Below are 18,499 nucleotides of genomic sequence, written 5' to 3' on the forward strand. Positions count from 1 at the left end.
ATTAGTCATAATAGAACTTTCTTACTGAATTTTTTGTATTTGCTCATAATAGTTATCCATTTGAACAAAGCTCATACCGATCAACGGAATCACCAAATATAAAAAGATAAGACCATACATCGGGGCAAAACCAATCATCCTTCCCCAGATAGCCTTGCTGTCTATTATTTTTTCATACTCCTGTTTTCTTTGTTCGAAATAGTAGGACATATAGGATTCCAAATCATCGAAGGCCTCTCGAATCGTAATTTTACCCAAAGACAAATGGAGCTTGTCCACTAGACGTTGAAATTCCGGCAAAGGTGCCTCTTCTTTTAGCAAGTCGAGAGCTGCCTCTGGCCCGTGTTCATAATGAAGCAAACATTTTTGCAGAGGTCTTTTGAATATAACTGAAAATCTGTTCAGCCACTCCAATATCTCCTCGACAGACATTCGTTCCATAACCCGTAAAATGGAAATAACCGTTTGAAATTGATACACCTCATGCCTCATATCCAACCGACGCATTTTTCGTTGCAAATATAATAAAAGCATAGGCATTTGATAGGCTACATACCCAACAATCAAACTAATCAGTACTTCCCACCACTTGATGTATTCATCATTCCAATCTTTCAGCTTTTGGAGGATACGCCGAGTATTTGTGGATAGCTGTTCAGGAGTAGCAGTTCCATTAGCATTATGCTCTAAAACAACGTACGTTTGTTCGTATGTGCTGTTCGCCCTCATGTTCAGCGAATGCATGATTTTGCGATCAATCTCACTCTGCTTCGAAGCTTCTTTTTGCTCCACCGGACTTAAACGTCCAAACATTTGACCTGATTGTACTGGGGCGTGAAGGATATGCGTTTTCTCAGCTTCATGTAAAAAAAATATCGTACTGATGCTGAGCACCAATCCTACGATAAAAAGAGCCATTCTGCGTATGTAGAGCCACTCCAGCTTAACCTCCGCACCACTTTCCTTTAATAGACGGGTTATTTGGAAATAAGAAGACATATGCTGACGCGGAATTAAAGAATCCACCACATTACGAATGATGGGAAAACGGTATAGCTTCTGCTCCCAAACCCTCCGGCCTCTGCCCGCACGATATCCTGTCTCATCGGTCTGTTGCAGTTTCTGTAACAGGAAATAAGATACGATTATCACAATATAAACGGACAATTTCGTTATATAACCCAATTTTCCCTGATAAAACTCATCCATGGATGGAAAGCTGGATCTCGCCCATGTCTCGATTGGGGTCGTAAAGAAAACAGGTGCCAGTGCGATCACGTTTAGACTTTTTAACAGATAGTCCAGTTTATTTCTTCGCAGCAACTCCAACTGGATTTCGCGTGCGAGACTGCCGAGCCCCTTCAAATAAATGGAGCCCCCCTCATCAACCCGGTCACCAAACTCCATTACCATATATGAGATACCGGCAAAAGCTTTTAAAAATCGATTAGGAGCCGACTCATAGTATCTTTCCAATGCTTCGTGCGGATCAACATCTGTTAGCGCCTCATGGATGAGTCGTGCGTGTCTCCCAGCCTCTGCCTCCGCTAAATCGACCGCTTCGGATATGGCTTCCTCCACCATACCGTGCTGATGGTAATAATGACGTACATTGGCGAATAATTCGATCATCTGTGCAAGTAGCCTTTTTTCCATCCGGCTAATGGCCATATCCAAAATAAGACTGTTGATTACCACTCCGCATAAAACAGCCAATATAGCAAACTCTATTCCTGGCTTCATCATGACCAGCACAACGCCACTGCAAGTAAAAGCCCCCCAGATGAACAGCGTCATCTTCATGGTCTGTAGGCGAAGCTTGTACTCATCGTAGGCATGCTGACCAGCTAGTCGCTTACGTACACTTGTGATGTATCCAGATAAAAAAGGCACCTTCATACACAGCGTGTACAACTTATGCAGTAAGGCTTGCAGCTCACGTTGAAGTACCGCTTTTCCTTTGCGACCTTCCTGAACAGAATGAATTCGTCCTCTGCGAACTGCATGACTACTTCGCTTACGCAACCCCCACAAAACTATATATAGAAGCGCAAAGCCACCACCTGATATTAGTAAAATCCATAATAAAATTTCTTTAAGACTCATAGTCTTCCTCCCAATAGCGGGTCAAAAAACTGCGGAAATCTCTGGCATCCTTTACATTCATCTGCTCACACATTTCTTTTGCACTTTTGGCAGTAAGGGGCTCCATCGGTATATAGCTTCCGTTCCGATATTCCATAATGTGGCGATAACTATAGCTCGTTGAAACATTGGAGCCTGCATCCGTATGATCCGGGTCACGCGGCACACATTCTGTGATCCGTTCGATGTAGCGTCGCCCTTCCGCATCACGTTTGAGATGCACATCAAAGTTAATGACATGAACTACCTGTTCCTCAGCGATGCCTTCATGCTGAAATACTCCTGTTTTGAGCAATGAATTACGAAGTGAAAACACGAGATCACGAAATGTTTTGGCATGATGAGTAAAAATGGTGAACAGACTGGCAACCTGCGACATTTGAATCATCCAAGCAGCTACTTCATCACTTGCTACTTCGCCTAGGATATTAACGGTTCCATCTGTTTTTTTCTGCAAGTCAAGCCCTTGTTGTCCTGAAATATGGTCCGTTTCTCGAAAGGTAAGAATGTTACGGCGACTGTAAATGCTGCGTAGATGCAGTTCAAAGGCCATTTCTTGAACACGAAGCGTATACGAAGCATAAATATGCTTGACCATCGCCATTAACAACGTTGTCTTACCTGAACCCTGCGCGCCTGTAATAGCAGTAATCCGGCTGCCTTTCATTAAATAAGAAAGTAGCTGGATTGGAAAATCAGCATTCTGTCCCTTAATTAACTGTTCCAGCGATGCGCTTTGAATATCGAATTTACGGATAAAGAAAGCCCACGATTCTGAGAAAGGAGGGCGCACCACCACTACCCGTGACCCATCCTTCATTTCGTTGACCTTATAACCATTCGCTTCGGAAAGCTGTCCCGGGTAATTGTATTTATAAATATTTTGGCACACCCTTTTAAGTTCACGCTCAGATCCGAAGGAAAGGAACGAAAGATGGATAGTTTTACCTTTATAAAAGATCCATACGCTCTCATAACCATTGGCAGTAGGCGCAGATGTTTGTTCAAATACATACCCATCCGAAGGCCAGTCTGATGATGCAGGAATCCCACCTTCCGGCATACCACTGACGCCCCCACTTACACCGTCGATCCGCTGGTCACGAATATCATCAATGACGGAAAAGCCTTTGTAATGCTGATAAATCCGCTGGACAATAATATCCACTTTCTCCAAAAAGGAAAGAGGGCGGTACTCACAGTCATAGATATAACGAATATCCTCTGCGGTAACGAGATAACTTCCATCTTCTTCACCTTGCTGTGAATACCTCATTTCGGCCAAGTCATAAGTATCCAGTAAACGTGATAGTGCATCAGCGCCAAACTTCTGCTGGTATTGGTAAAATATAATTTCGAATTGATCCTGTATGCTAAACAACTCAGGTCGGGAGAATGGCATAACAATATCGACAATTTTCTCGTTTAAGCCGTAACCGTTAATCAGAAGCTCAGCCATCAGATTTTTAACAAAACGTTTATCACCCATGCTGCCATTGGCACAGTCCTTTAACGCCCTGCGTAGTTCCGCCCTTTGATGGATACGCCGTCTATATTCCTCTTCATGCAATCCGGCATCCGCCATCTGGCTATGACTTAGTTCATGAAGTGCATTTTTGATATACTCTATTAATGTTTCGAATGTGGCATCTTCGTTCTTTTTTTCTACCCGAAGGGTTGAATGTCGCGAGTGAAGATTCCCTCGGTATTTAACAATAATCAGTACGATGCACATCAGTACTATACAGGTAAGAATCAATCCGTTGATCATTTGAGCGGACAGCATTTAAGCGCCCCTCTCCAAAGCCTTGAGCCGAAGATCGGACTCTGCCGCCTCCAGAATAGCTTTGCTGATATGCCGTATACTCTGCGCCCATCTCACGGGCATAAAAAGCTTGCGGTGCTGCTCTTTTCCACTTCGCACCTCACGCTGCACATGGCCGATCACATCCCTGCGGTTCCATGCGTCCATAAATCCGGTGCTATAAGGGACTGTATACAAAGCACCTTTGTAGCCATATCTCCTGCGAATATTCGTTTCATTCACTTGAGAATGCACATCATATTTCCCAAGTACAATCAATAAGGGTAACGATGAATAGGTAGATAACGGAGACACAGATTCAAAATAAGCGTCTAACTCTCGCATATTCTGAGTGAGTGAAAGAACGGCCAGTTTGGCTCGTGCACATGCTTCATGCTGTACAGCCCCCCACCCTGCTCCACTTCCTGCATCAATCAGCGTTAAATCATAATATTGATTCGCTGTATCTATTACTGCCCGTACAAGCCCTGGAGATAGTAACGGCGGTGCAGCTCCAAAGCTGGAGGTTCCCTCAAGTACATCCAAAGTATGTTCGAGTACAGGCGTCGTATAATTACGAATATTTTCTTTAGACAGTGTCCCTCGCAGAACTAAACGGGCGGCAGCATCCCAGCCCCCTTCCTGAAGCTGTAGGGTTGGATCGTCCATACCATACTCTTGTATAGGTAATCCTGATTCAATACCGGTATATTTACGACCCAAATGAGTCAATAATAGTCTTCCTCGATATAGATTGCCTATGGTAATTGCTATTGCTGCCGCCAAAGAGCTACTTCCACTAGCCCCCTTAATGGGGCTCCAAAACAAAATGGTACTCATGCTCTACTCCTTTCCGCACGCTTTAGCGCACGACGACTCACTTTTAATTCCCAACTCATCCATTCCCCAATACAACGGCATAATTGTTTCTTATACATTCTGGATAGCGGTTTTAGTAGTAGCTGTTTTTTATGCTCATTTTCCAGTTTCAGAGCAAGCAGCCCCTCATCCCATGGCAGTACATATGGCTCTTGCTGCCAAGAAGCTGGGAAATGGTTCATGTATTCCCACAAGTACGGCTCCTCCACACCACAATCCACAGCCTGTAAAAAAAGCTTGTGAAATACAAGATCTTTAGGAAATTCAGGTTGACTGAATAAATGCTCAAGCCAATTCTGTCCGTTATGCATTAGCATGCGGCTATAATCACTGACCCAAACTCGCAGTTCTGCCCTTTTCCAAACAGAAATTGGGCAAAAATCAGGTAACTCTACATCCAAAATAACAATGTCATAAGCCTGCTCTGCCTTCTGATCAGCCGTCATACCTATATGCAGGTCTTCCCATGCTGTAAATCCAATTGCTACATCAAAACCACTAAACTGCGTAATGGGAAGTGGTTTGTCAAGCATCCCTATGCTATACCGATACCGTCCCCGCAACGTAGCATCTACAAGCAGTACCTGTTGGCCGGAAGCTGCTAATATGCTGCTGATGTATAACAAGGTATCGCTTTTGTCACAAAGCCCGGCAAATATCCATGTTTTCATACTTCCGTTCCTTTTCTCTCATTTATTTGGCATACGGATCAGAGCTTCCGTCCTGCGTCAGAATCTTTGTTTGTTCTTGATGATCCTGCTCGTTCTCATATTCATTTCTTGTATCATCAATTCCGCTTGCTGGGTTTTCTATAGTAGCACCCGCATGCTGAGCTGCAATTTCCTCACTCAGACTCCTTTCCACAGGTGTTGAAATCACACTGTTTGATGAATTAATTGCATTTTCAAGGGAATCCCGCAGCTGCTTGGACAGCTTTTGTTCAGCAATGTGTATCAAATTCGGATCACTATTCATTAACGCTAACACATGCGCATTAGGCGGATAGGTCGGGATTGCTTTGGGCTGAAATTGGGGATCGACATATGTCAGAGCATAAATGGATGCTTTATGCAGATAGGCATCAACAATCGCGCTCGAAAGCGATAAAATTTCCTGCTCATTCAAAGTGACCCAGACAATTGGACCTTCCAGTCGGGAAATCTTCTTTTTGGATAATAGAATGTAATCCTGACCTGTTGGAAATTGAATGCGGATATCCACTTCGTCCCCCGACTTCAGGCTGTTGGGCAGTACCACCACCTTTAGCTCACGGTTGCGTAAATCTTTAGGTGTGGGTTCATCAGCAGTAATCATAGCCGATGTAAGCACAGATCCTTTTTTAAGCTCAATCTTGGCTGTGGTTCCGGAAACTTCACTTTTATCTGCCAGCAAATTTGATGGGGCCTGAGAACCGGGAACTTTAATTCCCTTCAAATCATTAGATGCAATCTGTTCACCTGGAGAAATGTCACGGACAACCACCCAGCCTTTTTTCGCGGTTCGTTGCTCCTGTTCATACACTTTCCATTTCAGTTCTGCCTCTACCTCAGCCTGTTTCCTGACCTCATTCATTTGATGGATATTAACCATAAGGTAGCCGGCAAAGATAATGCCAACAATCCCAGCGCCAATGCAACCGGCGTATAGTTTTTGTTTACTGCTTTTTCTTAGCTTAGACACACAACTTCTCCCCTGCCTCTTTTGATATATACCTTCTATCTAGCGCCGTCGCTTAAGGAATACGAAGCGTCTTCTCCGGGTATCTGGAATGACTCCGCGAAACAGTTCGTCCAACACCTGATCCATCTCATCATCCGGTTCGAAGGGGTCTGAGTGGAACGGTAGAGCAAATACTTTATCGTGATCCAGCTCCTTACGAAGCCTGCGGGCCGCCTCCGAGGTTGCCAATGGCAAGCAGTAATTCCATTTGTGCTGTGGATGGCGCTGAAGAGATCGGGCTAACCCTGCTATATCCTGAACTCTCCATTCGGCCCCTGAGCCAACGACGAGCGGATAATCGGCTCTCAAGAATTCTTCCAGTCGTTCATTGTCCTGCCCACTCCCCAGGTCCAGTACGATAAATCTATAGGAACCACCCAACAAAGAAATGACATCCGCACGAGATGTTTGTCGCCAGTAATGTACTCCATCGACTTCAAAACGCCGACTTGAACTCGATTGTCCAACAGATGTGCCTTCTACGACTTCTTGAAGTCGGGCAAATGCTTTGGCTGTGCTGTGCAGCTCAACCAAAGCTACGGAGCGGGACCTTCGAGCCAGATAGTGGCTCACCGCAATTGCTGTATGCGTAGCACCGGAGCCGGCAGATACACCCAGTACAGCCACTACCCTTGTACCTGCATAATCCAATGAGGCATCATTAACGGATATTCCTTGTTGAGCAGGCTGAAAATCAGCACTGTGCCGCAGTTCTCCAATGACCTCCCCGGCAGATTGAAATCGTTCCTCAGGATGCTGACGCAGCAGTTTTCGAATCACTGGGATCAAATGGCGGGGCAATTCTCCGCGAATATACCCTTCTACTCCCGCAGTCCACTCGCTATATTTGCCTCCTGTACAAAGATACAATAGCAGCGCTCCCAAACTGTATAAGTCTGAACGAGCATCCGTCTGACCAGCTCCATATTGCTCCGGAGCAGCGAAGCCCACTGTGCCCAGCTTTACCGTATCTTGATCCACCTCAGCCTTATAGCTCCTCGCTATTCCAAAATCAATCAGTATAAATTCCATTTCCGGTGTCAGCATAATATTCGTTGGTTTCAGATCCCGGTAAATGACTGGCGGTTGACGGGTATGCAAATAGTCCAACACATCCAGTACCTGCAAAGCGAATGGGACGATTTGCTCCTGTGGAATATAGCCTTGGTAGTCCTTCATGTATGCTTCCAGCGTAATTCCTTCGATGTAATCCATGACCAGATATACCGCACCAGATGGAGGATGCTCAAAAAAATCAACAATTCTCGGTAAACGTGGATGGCTTAGCGAAATCAGCATCTCTGCCTCCGTGCGTACAAGCTTCATCACTTGTGGCCCGGCAACCGACTCCTTCACCGCCCATTGCTTGCCTGGCAGTTTTAAATCCTCTGCCATGAACACGCGGCTCATTCCTCCCGAACCCAATGTGCGAACAATACGGTAACGCTCACCGATAATTGATCCGAATTCCAACTGTGATGGTTGCTTCATTATTCTCCTACCACCTTTCTCAAGCAGACAACGCAAAAAAGGGAAAGCTGCCGCAAAATCAAATTTCCATGTCGTCATGAAAACCGTTTTCGCGGGATGCTTTCCCTTGATTTAAACGTGATTATTATTTTTTAAGGAACAATTTGGATTTATTATATAGCATACCTGTATCCATTGTAAAGTATTATTTTCCATACTTGATCATGTACAGGGTGATCTCATCTCGGTTATGGAATAGCTGCTTAGCTCGTTGAATCTGCATGCCGGACTCTTCAAATGAAGCAATTACATCATGAATGAGCGCCAAAGGCTTTTTATGCATTAGCTTGACCGTAACGATAGCAGTACCACCACTTCGCAAACTATATAGTAAATCAGTAACGAGCCTTGCCATTTGCTTAGGACTCCAGCTCATATCACAAACCAGCAGATCGAACGAATTCTCTTTAAATTTGACTTCACTTGCATTTTTACGCAAAAAAGTCAGATTGGCGTACTTCATCAGTGATGGCTCCATCTTTGCCGGATCAACCGCTGTAACTTTCAGTCCCCGTTCCAGTAAGAAGGAAGTCCATCCACCCGGTGCTGCCCCAATATCCAGTCCCTGATGGAAAGCGGCAAAATCTATGCCGAACGTTGCTTCTGCTTCCAATAGCTTGAATTTGGCACGAGAAATTTGTCCATCTTCTTTTCGAAAACGAACCGCTCCTCCGCTCCAATCCGATAGATTGTCCTCAGGACGCGATACACCTGCATACCACGTATCTGTATCTGCAAAAACGGACACAATAAGATCGGCGCCTTGTACTGTCTGCTCCATAGGTAGATCACTTAATTGTTCACTCAAAGCCTGCTTGAGCGCACCTGCGCTTTCAATCCAACTGCTATTAGATCCTTTGCGCACTTGTAAAGAAACACGTTGATCCATCAGTTCCTTGCGGTTACGGATGAATGCAACCAGACGCTCCTGTACCTGAACCAGGTCCGTTCCTTCTTCCTGAAAATGAACAGGAAATAAGTGACGTAAAAACATCGGCGGCTGACCTGTAATTGTCCTCACTGCCTCAATTTCTTCCGCAGGTAGTGTAGCCAGAAAAATTTCACCAGGTAAAAGCATCGTGCTTTTAACAGAGCCAAATATTCTTCTAAGCTCCTCTTGAGCATAGGGTGCAAAACCGTGATTGGCTGTACAAACAAATCTTGATGATGACAAAGTAGATTCACTTTGTTCATCTGTACTGATATATAGTTCCTCCAAAATAACATTACCCTCCAGTGCACACCCGAATCCAGGGGCGTTCTCCATCCCAATCCAGCTCAACCGGAACTTCATATGTGTGCATAATCAATTCTTTCGTTAAAACTTCCTTTTTCGGGCCAGCTGCTGCGACCTTACCATCACGAATCAATGCAACATGCGTAAAGAGGGGGACAATCTCCTCAATGTGATGAGTCACATAGACCACTGATAACTCCCGCTTGCGGAGCCGATCAATCTCGACCAGCATTTTTTCCCGCTCAAATAGATCCAACCCGGCACAAGGCTCGTCCATAATTAGCAGACGAGGTTCTGCCATCAGTGAGCGGGCCAGCATCACCTTTTTACGTTCGCCTTGAGATAACGTCCCCAGCGGGTGATGAATCAAGTCGCCTAAATTCATACCCTCCAGCAAAGATATGGCCTTTTCTTTTGCCTCTGTCGGAATTTCCTGATAAAAGCGCAAAAAAGCATACGCACCTGTAGCGACCACTTCCCAAACGGGATCTTTTAGCGCCAGCTTTTCCAACAAAGTCTGGCTGATATATCCGATTTGTTTGCGAACTTCCCGCACATCACATTGACCATACATTTGCCCAAGGACTTCAACCGTACCACGACTTGGAAACATATACCCTGTCATCATTTCCAGCAATGTTGTTTTACCAGAACCATTGCGACCCAGAATAGCCCAATGTTCACCTTCTCGTATGTCCAGGCTTACATCGTCCAAAATCCGTCTTTCTTCCCGCTGCAACGTAATGCTCTTCATGGATATCATTCCATCACGCTCCTTATTTTGCTCAGCAAGTGTTCTACAGATTCCATTTTGTAGATGATTTCAGGATTTTTGTTTTCACCATTATATATAAGAAGCGCTGGAACACTGGATATCCGGTACTCCTGTACCAGTTCAGGAATATAGTTAATGTTGCTCTGCACCACTGCTTCTTCAGGGAGCAAATACTCTGCTACCTCCAGCATTTTACGGGCAGCCGCGCATGTTCCACACATGGGAGTGTACACAAACAAAGCCAGCTTGCATCCCTCCCATATGGCACGGCGCACCTCTTTTTGTCCGATCTCTTTCATCGTTCAGACCCTTTTCTGATCTCTCGCATACGTTCCTCTGGTATGGGCCCGTTATGCACGGTGACTCCCTCTGGCTTATTCGCATAGAGTAGCTCGTACATGGCTCGCCGCCCCTCTGGACTGGAGGAATGCAAGTAAATTTCACGTGGATATAACCGTTTCCCTGCGATAGCAGCAGCCACATCCTTTCCCGTAGGCTGACCTGGACCCAAATCATAATCTAGCGATAGTATTGAAATAGGGTATTCATGAAGTAGCAGCAGACACTCATCCGCATCTCTTGCCAGCTTAAAGCCCGGAGGACAAGGCCGATAATCGTCCATAAACAAATACATCAACTTCTCCTCCTTTTTCCCATAAATGCAAGCTCACAAGCCTCAAAGATAGTTATTACCAATCAGACCGATTTACTCCCAGCTTAAAATCATTTGAATATCCTCCTGATGTGTCCCATCAGATCCCGTCTCACTCTCCAAAACGATAGGAATACCTCTTACAGCCTCCTGATCTGTCATCCAACGCATGCCCTCAGTACCAATGTAGCCTTGGCCCACGCGGGCGTGTCTGTCTTTTTTAGAGCCATACGGGTATTTAGAATCGTTCAAATGAACTCCGCACAGAGCTGACCAATAGCCGAGACGATTCCCTTTTTCGATCAAAGCCTCGTCCATTCCACCGTTCCATAATCCCGCTGCATACGCATGACAAGTGTCAAAGCAAAAGCCGATACTGTCAGGATTCTGGCACAACTGACGGATTTGCACCATTTCCTCAAGCGTGGTTCCCATGGGCCCGTGATCCCCCGCCTGATTTTCAATCAATATTTTAGCTTTTCCTTGCCAGCCTTCCAGCACATCATTAAAACAGTTAATAATGTTACGATAGCCCTCTAGTGGGTCTGACGAATGCAGATGCCCAAAATGAACGACGATCCCTTTTGACCCACAGGCTTCAGCAATATCCAGATCATTGCGTAATGAAGCAATCGTCAGCTCATAAAGTTCCTGACCACGCTCGGACCCATGAGCCGGATTAACAGGATATGGTGAATGAGCAATGGATTGAAGCTGGTGCTCTAAACAGTAAGCGTTGCAAGCAGCAGCATCAGTAGCACTCCATTCCTTCAGTCTAAGACTACGAGGATTTTTCGGGAAATATTGAAATGAACGTCCCCCCTGCTCTCGCGCACGCATAGCGGCTTTGGAAAAGCCACCACGCGTACTCACATGGGAGCCGATGAGCAATTTAGGCATCATGCTGCTGTACCGGGCAATAAAATGCTTTTTTACCCGCCAGTTCAACCCTTACAATTTTTCCGCCACTTGGAGATTCTTCTCCTTCGCGGTCATATACTCGACACTGATGATCAAATCCACCTGTTAGCGTGTCCCCCTCCATTAGAGGCATTTCCATGTACCCGCCTTCCGCAGTAGCTTCACGTAGTACGGATTGAGTGGCATGATATAGCTTTTCCACTTTTTCTGGCGACTGCACAATGTTTTGTACTTTGGAACCCGGTGTAAATCCGGCGATATAAGCAATTTCGTCCGAATAACAATTGCCAATACCCGAAAAAATCTGCTGATTCACCAGCGTTGTTTTCAAAATCCCCCGGCGTCCCTTCAGACGTGCTGTAAACTTTTCCAAAGTCATGCGGCGGTCTAACGGATCAGGTCCCAGGTCTGACAAAGCTTCTTCTGTTTCTTTAGCCGTTAGCAAGTGCAGATAACCTAAGCGCAGTCCGATAAAATAAAGCTTTAATCCACTAAAATCTAATTCGATCTGAACTGTACGATCTGGACGCTGCTCCTCCGTTCCCAGATATAACAGTCCTCCCAACATCAGATGAAGTACGAGCCGCCCGCCCGTGTTTAAATGAAAAATCAAATGCTTGCCTCGACGCTCTAAATATACAACGGTCGTTCCCAGCAATTGCTTCTCAAACGTTTCCACTTCAGTATTAATGGACTTTTCACGGCTAACCGTCACTCCAGTAATCGGAATGTCCAAAATTTGTTTTGATAATAAGATTCTGTAGTTTTCCATTTCAGGAAGTTCCGGCATATCAACATCTTTCCTTTCGTAGCTACATAGCTTTTAATTCTCGCAAGTTTTGTAAGACATATACTTTCTATTATTTCAGCTCTTCTTTCATCCAGTCCTGCAGTTCAGCGAGATTTTCAAACATCAGGTCAGGTTTCACTCCAACGGTACGCACATGTTCATCCATATTAGCGCGGGTCGTCACGCCCGACAGGATCAGAGCTGTTTTACAACCTGCTGCTGCACCTGCCGCAATATCTGTAAGCATATTATCGCCCACAACCAGAGCTTCATCCGCCCTAATGTTTAAGCGGTTCAGCGCATAGTTCATCAATACGCTTGAAGGCTTACCGATGACAATAGGCTTTACCTGTGAAGCAGCTTCAATTGCAGCTCCAATCGTACCTGCACCTGGCGTTAGCCCATCATGTGAAGGCAATTGGAGATCCGGGTTTGTCAAAATAAAAGTTGCTCCTTCCCGAATCCAACGCATGGCAGCGGCCAGCGCATCATATGTAAATTGACGATCTATCCCCTGCACCACATAATCAGGATGGTTCTCAACAAGCTGCAAACCGGCTCCTGTGAGTGCATCGCGTAATCCTGTTTCACCAATACAATAGACACGAGCTCCAGGACTTTGCTGTGCAACATATTGTGCAGCTGCTAACGCCGAAGTATATACTTCATGGCTGGCCGCTTCAATTCCCATACCAACCAAATGCTCAGCCACCAATTCGGGTGTACGTGAAGCATTGTTTGTAACATAAGCATAAGGTATCTGGTCTGTACGCAATCGGGATATGAACAGATCCGCACCCTTGATCATCCGATTTCCATGATAAAGTGTTCCATCCAGATCAATTAGTAACGATTTTATCGCAATCCCCTCCCCCACTTCAAATCCATTCACATCATAGCATTGAAAATTATAATTCATCCCATGAACGATGTTCTCCTTCTTATTTAACCACCTTAATTATTCAGGTCATTAAATAATCGGCCGTCTCCATTCATCTCATCTATCTTAAGTCAAAAATGCTTATGAAGTCCATGAATTGCTGGTAAACCCTCCAAAATGGCGCCATTCCTCGCTAAAAGCCGTCGCTTTCACATGACATAAGTTCACTTCTTCGTCGAAATCCATCGAAGGAGCTATTTCCTCAAAGGAAATCTCCTGTATTTCCTGGTCATACTCAAGAAATAGAATCCTTTAAATTCGATATATAGAAACTCGAATATGACACGCCTCTATATGTGGTAGAACAAATTCATCCCCTACCACCGTGTACGGGTTCTCATCTCTTGTCGCATCCTGCGCTTTCCCGGAAAATAATTTGGGTGAAAAACAAAGGCACCGGGGCTTGCCCCGGCACCCATGCACATATCTTCTCCAATCGTTTATTAACCGATATCAGGTACCGATAACAACACATGCTGCTCCGCAAGCAATGAATTGGGAAATATGCTTCGCGCTTCCTCCAGCAATGGCTGAAGCTGCTCCTGATCTTTATACCTAGAACTAAAATGCGTCATGATTAGCTGACCCGCACCTGCGGCTTTTGCAGCTTCCGCTGCTTGAAGCGCCGTACTATGATGATACTCGTATGCTGTATCTGACAGTTCATGCAGAAAAGTGGCTTCATGAACGACGACAGTTGCATCTTGAGCCAGCACTACCGTATTCGGACAAGGTCTCGTATCCCCTAAAATCGTGATGATACGCCCTTTTTTCGGCGAACCCAGTACATCCTGAGGATGCAAAATAACTCCACCTTCTACCTCCACGCTTTCCCCACGCTTTAACTTACCGTACACCGGGCCGGGCTTAATACCATATCGCTCCAACAGCTCTTGGTTAAGCTTACCGGGCTTATCCATCTCTACAACTCGGTAGCCATAGCTGTCGATCCGATGATCCAGTAAAGCTGACTCCACCCGGAATTGACCGTCATCAAACAGAACCCCGCCCGTATGCTCCACAATATGTAGTTGGTAATTGATACGCGATTGGCTGATCCCTAAAGATAGCTCGATATATTGCTGGATTCCAGGCGGTCCATATACCGTCAGTGGTGTCGTTCCCCCCTGATACGCCCTGCTCGACAGCAGTCCCGGCAGACCGAAAAGATGATCCCCATGCAAATGGGTGATAAATATTTTTTCAAGTCTGCTTAGTTTGAGCGGCGAACGCAATACCTCTTGTTGAGTGCCTTCGCCACAGTCGAACAGCCACATGCTTCTTCGTTCTTCCAGCAAACGAAGAGCGATGGACGTTACATTTCGCTGAATCGTAGGCACCCCTGCATTTGTACCGAGAAAATAAAATTCCATAACATTAACCTTCTTCCTGCTGACCAGCAAAAAACCTCCGAAGCTCGGAGGGTATTTGCTATCCTATCTGATAAAGGTGTTAAACCTTTTCGACGTTAAAATACTGCGCCTGAGGGTGGCTGAACACCATGGCTGATACAGAAGCCTCCGGTTCCATCATAAACCCTTCCGTCAGCTCAACGCCAATATCCTCAGGTTTTAACAATTGGAACAACGGCCCCTGATCCTCCAGATCTGGACATGCCGGATAGCCAAAGGATACCCGTATGCCTTGATATCTGGCACCGTGTCGCTGTTTCATTGTCATATCGGCAGGGTCTGGGAACCCCCAGCTATCCCTGATAATATGGTGAAGCCGTTCCGCTAACCCTTCTGCTACTTCGAGTGCTACCGCTTGAAGTGCATGCGAGCGCAGATAATCCCCTTTATCTTTCCACCGGGTAGATATCTGCTGAATCCCATGACCAGCTGTAACGACCATGAAACCTACATAGTCCATAACCCCGGATTCCACTGATTTCAAGAAATCAGCCAGACATAGATAAGGCTCTACCTGCTGGCGCGGGAATGTAAATGTGTGCAGTACCTTGCTCACATCCGACGGATCATAGATCAGAATTTGATTTCCTTGAGACTGCGCTGGAAAGAAACGATACATAGCATGTGCCTGGATGATTCCGTCCGTCACAGCTTCAAACATGATGCTGTCCACGGTTTCCTTCAACTGAATCGCTTTCGGATCTTCCGAAGCCAGCAGCTGCTCAACATTGCCTTTTAAACCAAGATGATGCCCCATTAGCATCTGCATATTCACGTAAGGCAAAATATAATTCAGTGGATAATTACGCAGTACATGACGATCCGTATCTGGTGGAATATAGACGGGCAGATCCTGAGCAATGTTAGAGCGCACAGCTCGAGTGAGCTTAGGGAGCGGCTTGGCTTCCACGACTATTGCCGCTTCAGCCTCCCGCTCAGCCTCCATGTCCTCAGCCATTTTTTTGCGGGACTCAGGATTCATAAGCTTGTTGGCTATATCCAGCCCATCCATAGCATCCTTTGCATAGGCAACCAAACCATCATACTCAGGACGGATACGATTTTTAGTGAACTTACGTGTTAAAGCAGCTCCACCAACCATTATTGGAATATCAATATTCGCATTTTTCAAATCCTGTGCGGTCAGCACCATTTGTTGTGCCGATTTAACAAGCAGTCCGGATAAGCCAATCATATCGGCCTTTTCTTCACGGTAAGCCTCAATAATGCGTTCTGGTGGTACTTTTATACCCAGATTCACGATATGGTAACCATTGTTGGATAGAATAATCTCCACCAGATTCTTACCAATGTCATGCACATCACCTTTGACTGTAGCCAACAAAATCTTACCTTTTACTGAGGATTCATTCTTCTCCATGAACGGCTCTAAATAGGCTACGGACGCCTTCATCACTTCAGCGCTTTGCAGCACCTCCGCAACAATCAGTTCGTTATTGTTAAACAGTCGTCCTACTTCCTCCATCCCCTTCATCAGCGGGCCGTTAATAATCTCCAGCGAAGAATATTTCACGAGCGCTTGCTCCAGATCCGGAATGAGTCCCTCCTTACTTCCCTCGACTACATAGGAAGCCAGTCGTTCTTCGAGCGAAAGGTTTGATATCTTTTCTTTTTTCTCCACTTTCTTGTTACGGAAAGCTGCTACAAAAGCGGATAAAGTATCGTCATTTGTTTTATAGATCAAGTCTTCCGCAAGTTTCCGCTCATGCTCTGGAATGGATGCATAACGTTCAAGCTTCTCAGTGTTTACAATCGCATAGTCCAGACCTGCTTTGGTGCATTCATATAAATAGACGGAATTGAGCACTTCACGACCCGCTTCCGGCAAACCAAAAGATACGTTACTGATGCCCAGGATGGTATGCACCCCGGGAAGCGCTTCTTTAATAATGCGAATGCCCTCAATGGTTTCCTTAGCTGAACCGATATATTGCTCATCACCTGTTCCTACTGGGAATACGAGCGTATCAAAAATTAGATCCTCCGCTGCCAAACCGTAACGGTTCACCAACAGATCATAAGAACGTTTAGCTACCTCAAGCTTATCCTCACGTGAAATAGCCTGTCCGCGTTCATCAATTGTTCCAACAACAACAGCGGCGCCGTACTTATGAATAAGAGGAGCCATTTTCTCAAATTTCTCTTCACCATCCTCCAAATTAATGGAGTTAATTATTGCCTTGCCTTGCGAATATTGAAGTGCTGTATCAATGACTTTAATATCCGTGGTATCAATCACTAAAGGTACCTTTACCTTGTTTACAACCAGTTTCAAAAATGCTTCCATATCCGTCATTTCATCGCGATCCGGGTCCTGCACACAAATATCAATGACATGCGCTCCGCTTTTTACCTGAGCACGGGCAATTTCAGATGCCTCTTCATATTTGCCTTCCACGATCAAACGCTTGAATTTGCGGGAGCCCAGAACATTCGTTCGCTCACCAACCATATACGGACGATTGTCCTGTTCAATATATACAGGCTCAATGCCCGATACGGCAGGAGGATGATGACCTACCAGCGGACGCGGTTCAAACTGCGCCATACTTTCACTCATAACTCGAATATGCTCAGGCGTGGTACCACAACAACCCCCAGCAATATTCAACCAGCCTTTTTCAGCGAAAGCAGCCATTTTACGTGCTAATGAATCAGGCGATTCATGGTATTGGCCATTTTCATCGGGCAAGCCCGCATTTGGATAACAGCTAATAGCTGCAGAGGACATTTCAGACAGAGAGCGAATATGATCACGCATAAACTCTGGACCTGTAGCACAATTCAATCCAATCGAAATTGGGTGCAAGTGTTCCAGTGATATGCAAAAGGATTCGATATTTTGTCCGGCCAATGTCGTTCCCATAGGCTCAATCGTGCCTGAAATCATTAGCGGAAGCTCGATACCTGTCTGCTCAAAAGCTTGCCGAATTCCGATGCTTCCAGCTTTGACGTTAAGCGTATCCTGTGAGGTCTCCAATAGCAGTACATCGACCCCGCCTTCAATAAGCGCCAAGGCCTGCTCTTGATAGCTTTCAATCAGTTCAGCAAATGTAACCCCACCTGTGACAGACAAGGTTTTCGTGGTTGGGCCCATAGCTCCTACTACAAAACGAGGCTTGTCCGCAGTGCTGTATTTATCCACCGCGTTACGCGCCAGTTTGGCCGCCACCAGATTAATTTCACGGGCACGTTCTGGTATATCGTAATCCGCCAAAACGACGGATGTTGCTCCAAATGTATTCGTTTCAATTAGATCTGCTCCGGCCTTCAAGTATGCTTCATGAATCCCTTGAATGACATCCGGTCTCGTTAAGACCAGCATTTCATTACAGCCCTCCAGCTCTTCCCCACCAAAATCATCGGGGGAAAGGTCTTCCTGTTGAATCATGGTGCCCATGGCCCCATCAAGAAGGAGTATTCTTCGTTGTAATGCATCCTGCAAGCTAACTTTATCCAAATTTCTTCACCCCCGCAAAACGTTAAATCCTAGTTTAGCAGAAACCGTATCATTTAGATAGATTGAAGTAAAAACATACGTTTTATACAGGTTGTTCTTTGTAAAAATGACTTCTCTTATCCATTTTTATAGTTTGTAGCATTATAGAGCGTACTTAACCCTGCATCCTTTAGCTATGGTCATTTGCATTATAAAATGTTGAAATCCTGTATTG

Annotated in this window: 15 protein-coding genes; all 15 read right to left on the reverse strand. The window is 45.4% G+C overall.

Annotated elements, in window-relative coordinates; genetic code table 11:
* Positions 1-21: 21 nt before the first annotated feature.
* Complete coding sequence (locus NSS66_RS07005; protein WP_340958636.1) at positions 22-2,106, reverse strand: hypothetical protein; 2,085 nt, start codon at positions 2,104-2,106, stop codon at positions 22-24.
* The gene (locus NSS66_RS07010) at positions 2,096-3,931 is read right to left on the reverse strand and encodes an ATPase, T2SS/T4P/T4SS family (RefSeq protein WP_053325607.1); all 1,836 of its coding nucleotides are present in this window, start codon (positions 3,929-3,931) and stop codon (positions 2,096-2,098) included. The genes NSS66_RS07005 and NSS66_RS07010 overlap by 11 nt, the downstream gene beginning before the upstream one ends.
* Positions 3,932-4,789, reverse strand: coding sequence for a hypothetical protein (locus tag NSS66_RS07015; protein ID WP_023988988.1), 858 nt, complete (start codon positions 4,787-4,789; stop codon positions 3,932-3,934).
* The gene (locus NSS66_RS07020; protein ID WP_028541721.1) at positions 4,786-5,499 is read right to left on the reverse strand and encodes a hypothetical protein; all 714 of its coding nucleotides are present in this window, start codon (positions 5,497-5,499) and stop codon (positions 4,786-4,788) included. The genes NSS66_RS07015 and NSS66_RS07020 overlap by 4 nt, the downstream gene beginning before the upstream one ends.
* Positions 5,500-5,521: 22 nt before the next feature.
* The gene (locus NSS66_RS07025) at positions 5,522-6,508 is read right to left on the reverse strand and encodes an SAF domain-containing protein (RefSeq protein WP_053325608.1); all 987 of its coding nucleotides are present in this window, start codon (positions 6,506-6,508) and stop codon (positions 5,522-5,524) included.
* A gap of 39 nt (positions 6,509-6,547) precedes the next feature.
* The gene (locus tag NSS66_RS07030) at positions 6,548-8,041 is read right to left on the reverse strand and encodes a serine/threonine-protein kinase (protein ID WP_081047519.1); all 1,494 of its coding nucleotides are present in this window, start codon (positions 8,039-8,041) and stop codon (positions 6,548-6,550) included.
* 181 nt (positions 8,042-8,222) lie between these two features.
* Complete coding sequence (locus tag NSS66_RS07035) at positions 8,223-9,281, reverse strand: SAM-dependent methyltransferase (protein ID WP_053326575.1); 1,059 nt, start codon at positions 9,279-9,281, stop codon at positions 8,223-8,225.
* 22 nt (positions 9,282-9,303) lie between these two features.
* Positions 9,304-10,077 (reverse strand): ABC transporter ATP-binding protein, encoded by a 774-nt coding sequence (locus NSS66_RS07040; RefSeq protein WP_023988993.1) that lies wholly within the window; start codon positions 10,075-10,077, stop codon positions 9,304-9,306.
* Positions 10,074-10,388 carry a thioredoxin family protein gene (locus NSS66_RS07045; RefSeq protein ID WP_023988994.1) on the reverse strand — a complete coding sequence of 105 codons (315 nt, stop codon included), beginning with the start codon at positions 10,386-10,388 and terminating at the stop codon, positions 10,074-10,076. Before NSS66_RS07045 ends, NSS66_RS07040 begins: the two co-directional genes overlap by 4 nt.
* The gene (locus NSS66_RS07050; protein ID WP_025724126.1) at positions 10,385-10,723 is read right to left on the reverse strand and encodes a cyclic-phosphate processing receiver domain-containing protein; all 339 of its coding nucleotides are present in this window, start codon (positions 10,721-10,723) and stop codon (positions 10,385-10,387) included. Before NSS66_RS07050 ends, NSS66_RS07045 begins: the two co-directional genes overlap by 4 nt.
* Before the next feature lie 72 nt (positions 10,724-10,795).
* Positions 10,796-11,644, reverse strand: coding sequence for a deoxyribonuclease IV (locus NSS66_RS07055; protein ID WP_181016555.1), 849 nt, complete (start codon positions 11,642-11,644; stop codon positions 10,796-10,798).
* A complete protein-coding gene (locus tag NSS66_RS07060; protein ID WP_028541727.1) occupies positions 11,634-12,452 on the reverse strand; it encodes an Fpg/Nei family DNA glycosylase in 819 nt (272 codons plus the stop codon). The genes NSS66_RS07055 and NSS66_RS07060 overlap by 11 nt, the downstream gene beginning before the upstream one ends.
* Positions 12,453-12,522: 70 nt before the next feature.
* Positions 12,523-13,371 carry a TIGR01457 family HAD-type hydrolase gene (locus NSS66_RS07065; protein WP_081326439.1) on the reverse strand — a complete coding sequence of 283 codons (849 nt, stop codon included), beginning with the start codon at positions 13,369-13,371 and terminating at the stop codon, positions 12,523-12,525.
* 464 nt (positions 13,372-13,835) lie between these two features.
* On the reverse strand, positions 13,836-14,765 hold the full coding sequence (gene rnz / locus NSS66_RS07070) for a ribonuclease Z (RefSeq protein WP_028541729.1): 930 nt from the start codon (positions 14,763-14,765) through the stop codon (positions 13,836-13,838).
* A 79-nt stretch (positions 14,766-14,844) separates the two neighbouring features.
* Positions 14,845-18,285 carry a methionine synthase gene (metH, locus tag NSS66_RS07075; RefSeq protein WP_028541730.1) on the reverse strand — a complete coding sequence of 1,147 codons (3,441 nt, stop codon included), beginning with the start codon at positions 18,283-18,285 and terminating at the stop codon, positions 14,845-14,847.
* Positions 18,286-18,499 lie beyond the last annotated feature (214 nt).

This window comes from Paenibacillus sp. FSL R10-2748 (genome assembly GCF_038005565.1).
GTDB lineage: Bacteria > Bacillota > Bacilli > Paenibacillales > Paenibacillaceae > Paenibacillus > Paenibacillus polymyxa_B.